The following is a 3,164-nucleotide window of genomic DNA, read 5'->3' as shown; positions in this document are numbered from 1 at the left end:
GCCACGGGGTGGCCGCGGCGGGGGTCGCCCAGGACGCGGTCACCGAGGAAGCCGAGGGCGGCGCCGCACGCGAAACCGATCGGATCGGCACGCATCGGCTCAGACCGCCGTCACGCCTCGGCGGGGGGAGGGAAGTGTGCGGGGCGTTCGGTGGCGGGCGCCGGGCATGACGATATGTCCTCACTCAGGGTCCGCGCCCTGGCTCGACGTGACCGGCGACCAGAGTCTCCTGGCTCCCGGATCCGCGCCGCCCCGGCCTTCCGGCTCGCCGCCGTGGCATCGCGTGGGGGAGACGCTCCCCGGTGACAGTGGCGGGACCGCGCCGGATTCACACCGGCTTCCTCTGCTGTCGCCGTTTGGCTCCGGAAGTCCACCATGTGCCGCGGGCGCCGTCAACTCACCTCTGACCTGGCCGGACCCGCCGTCCCGGCTGCGCCGGGCAGCCCGGGGACCACGGCACCGCCGGACTCCGCCGTGCCGCCCGCAGCACCCGGAGGCTTCCTGCAATCCCCGGAGGGAAACGCAGCGGCCGGGACCCCCGTTGGGGATCCCGGCCGGACGAGGCGGATCGTGGGGCTACGCCACGATCAGGTAGATGCCGTACCCCACGGCGGCGGCGCACAGTGCGAAGCAGGCGTACGCGCCGGTGCGGGCCGCCACGCCCGGGCCGGCCGCCGGGGCGGTGGCGGCGGGCCCGGCCTTGCGGGACGTGCCCACGATGCCGAGGGTGAAGACGGCCACGAGGCCGAGGGTGGCCACGAGGCTGACGCCGAAGACCTGGCCGAGTGCTGCCCAGTCGATGTTCATGGTGGTTCTCCTCCGTTGCCCGGCGGTCAGCCGGCCGTCGCGGGGGCGGGGGCGGGGGTGGCGGCCGGGGCGGCGGTGGGGCCGGCCGGCGGCGGGGACACGGCCTGGAGGGCCGCGGTGACCACGCCGACGGGCTCCGCCGGGACCGGGGCGACGCCCTGCGGCTCGTTGAGGTCGTTGACGTTGTCGTGCGTGACGGGCTTGCGGCGCGAGGCCACCCAGATCGCACCGCAGGCGATCAGCGCGAGGACGGCGACCGCGGTGACGCCCCAGTCGCCCTGGTCGGCCAGGAGCGCGGCGCCGGCACCGACGAGACCGGCGGCCGGGAGGGTCAGGCCCCAGGCGGCGATCATGCGGCCGGCGGTGGACCAGCGCACCACGCCGCCCTTGCGGCCCATGCCCGCGCCCATGACGGCGCCGGAGCAGACCTGGGTCGTGGAGAGCGCGAAGCCGATGTGGGAGGAGGCCAGGATGGTGACGGCGGCGCCGGTCTGGGCGGCGAAGCCCTGCGGCGGCTGGATGTCGGCCAGGCCCTTGCCGAGGGTGCGGATGATGCGCCAGCCGCCGAGGTAGGTGCCGAGCGCGATGGCGATACCGGCGGAGGCGATGACCCACATCGGCGGGTCGGCGTCCACGCCCAGGGCGCCGCCGGAGATCAGCGCGAGGGTGATGACACCCATGGTCTTCTGGGCGTCGTTGGTGCCGTGGGCGAGGGAGACCAGGGCGGCCGAGGCGATCTGCCCGGCGCGGTAGCCCTTGGCGCTGGCCTCGGGGTCGGCGTTGCGCGCCAGGCGGTAGGTCATGCGGGTGGCCAGCACGGTCGCCAGGCCGGCCACGACCGGGGCGACGACGGCGGGGATGAGGACCTTCATGACGACGGCGTCACCGTGGACGGCGCCGGTGCCCACCGAGGCGATGGTCGCGCCGATCAGGCCGCCGAAGAGCGCGTGCGAGGAGCTGGAGGGCAGGCCCGCGAGCCAGGTGAGCAGGTTCCAGACGATCGCGCCGACCAGTCCGGCGAAGATGATCTCCGGCCGGATTCCTGATTCGTCGACGATGCCCTTGGAGATCGTCGCCGCGACCTCCACGGACAGGAAGGCGCCTACGAGATTGAGCACGGCCGACATGGCCACCGCGGTCTTGGGCTTGAGCGCCCCGGTGGAGATGGTCGTGGCCATGGCGTTGGCCGTGTCGTGGAAGCCGTTCGTAAAGTCGAACACCAAGGCCGTGACGATCACGATCCCGATGAGAAGCGTGATGTGTTCCATTCACCCAGGCAATCAGCTCGATGGTCAGTACAGCGTGGACCGTAAAGACCCTTGGTGAACGGAAGGTGAACTGGGCCGGACTGATCAATGACGCGAACCGGAGGCGGGGCACGGATGGCAGGGCGGAAGCAAGGACGGACGGAGGGACGAATGAGAGAGAGCGAACAGATCCGCCGGGCGTGGGAAGGCGTCGTGGCCACGGCACGGCGCACCACGGCCGACGGCCTCGTGGTGGGCACCTCGGGCAACGTCTCCGCCCGGGTGGGGGACGCCGTCGTCGTCACCCCGAGCGGCATCCCGTACGACCGGCTGACCCCGCGCGACCTGGTCGCCGTCGACCTGGAGGGGCGTCCGGTCCTGGGCGACCTGGCTCCCACCAGCGAGCTCCCCCTGCACCTCGCCGTCTACCGCGCCACCGGCGCCGCCGCGATCGTGCACACCCACGCCGTGCACGCCACGGCCGTCTCCACCCTCGTCGACGAGCTGCCGCTGATCCACTACATGGCCGGCGCGCTCGGCGGCCCGGTCCGCGTCGCCCCCTACGCCCTGTACGGCAGCGACGAGCTGGCCGCGCACGCCCTGGAGGCCCTCACCGGCCGCACCGGCTGCCTCCTGCGCAACCACGGAACCCTCACCTACGGCGCGAGCCTCGACCAGGCGTACGACCGCACCGCCCAGCTGGAGTGGATGTGCCACGTCTGGCTCACCGCCTCGTCGCTCCCCGGCCGCACCCCCACGCTCCTCACTCCCGCCCAGGCCGCCCAGGCCGCGGAGAAGCTCCGCGGCTACGGGAGGCCGTAGGCCGCCCTGGCCGCCCGGGGCAGGGGCCCTGCTGTGACCTCAGCCACACAGCAAACCTCCGCCGCAGCGGCGAGCAACCACGACGGCGGAATCCGGCGGTGCCGAGCCGACGGCCGGTCCGGCACCGCCGGGACGGTGCGTCGCGGTTGCTCGCCGTGGCGGCGGCAGGAGGTTCCGGCTCGGCTCGAACGACGAGCGCCATGACCCTCCGGCTGCCACGCAGCAAACCCCCGCCGCAGCGGCGAGCGACCACCGCGGTGGAGTCCGGCGGTGCCAGGCCGGCGGCAA

The 3,164-nt window shown here is 73.8% G+C and carries 3 protein-coding genes and 1 riboswitch; of the genes, 1 reads left to right on the top strand and 2 read right to left on the bottom strand.

Features of this window, described 5'->3' with window-relative positions; all coding sequences use genetic code 11:
- Nucleotides 1-223 precede the first annotated feature (223 nt).
- A riboswitch (cobalamin riboswitch) is annotated at nt 224-343 on the bottom strand.
- Nucleotides 344-576: 233 nt separating this feature from the next.
- The gene (locus tag V7793_RS35560) at nt 577-807 is read right to left on the bottom strand and encodes a hypothetical protein (protein WP_336013811.1); all 231 of its coding nucleotides are present in this window, start codon (nt 805-807) and stop codon (nt 577-579) included.
- 26 nt (nt 808-833) lie between these two features.
- Entirely contained in the window at nt 834-2,075 is a 1,242-nt protein-coding gene (locus tag V7793_RS35555; protein WP_336013810.1) for an inorganic phosphate transporter, read from the bottom strand.
- A gap of 150 nt (nt 2,076-2,225) precedes the next feature.
- Between V7793_RS35555 and V7793_RS35550 the strand changes: the two genes are divergently transcribed.
- Entirely contained in the window at nt 2,226-2,876 is a 651-nt protein-coding gene (locus V7793_RS35550; protein WP_336013809.1) for a class II aldolase/adducin family protein, read from the top strand.
- The last annotated feature ends 288 nt before the right edge of the window (nt 2,877-3,164 follow it).

Origin of the sequence: Streptomyces sp. KLMMK (genome assembly GCF_036961605.1) — a bacterium.
In the GTDB taxonomy this organism is placed as follows: domain Bacteria; phylum Actinomycetota; class Actinomycetes; order Streptomycetales; family Streptomycetaceae; genus Streptomyces; species Streptomyces telluris.
Note: the sequence above shows the minus strand (reverse complement) of the source record. Positions and strands in the feature narration are given on the sequence as shown.

Bases quoted from the DNA above. Each gene is read 5' to 3' on its own strand.
- V7793_RS35555 (WP_336013810.1), bottom strand. From the start codon at position 2,075: ATGGAACACATCACGCTTCTCATCGGGATCGTGATCGTCACGGCCTTG.
- V7793_RS35560 (WP_336013811.1), bottom strand. From the start codon at position 807: ATGAACATCGACTGGGCAGCACTCGGCCAGGTCTTCGGCGTCAGCCTC.
- V7793_RS35550 (WP_336013809.1), top strand. From the start codon at position 2,226: ATGAGAGAGAGCGAACAGATCCGCCGGGCGTGGGAAGGCGTCGTGGCC.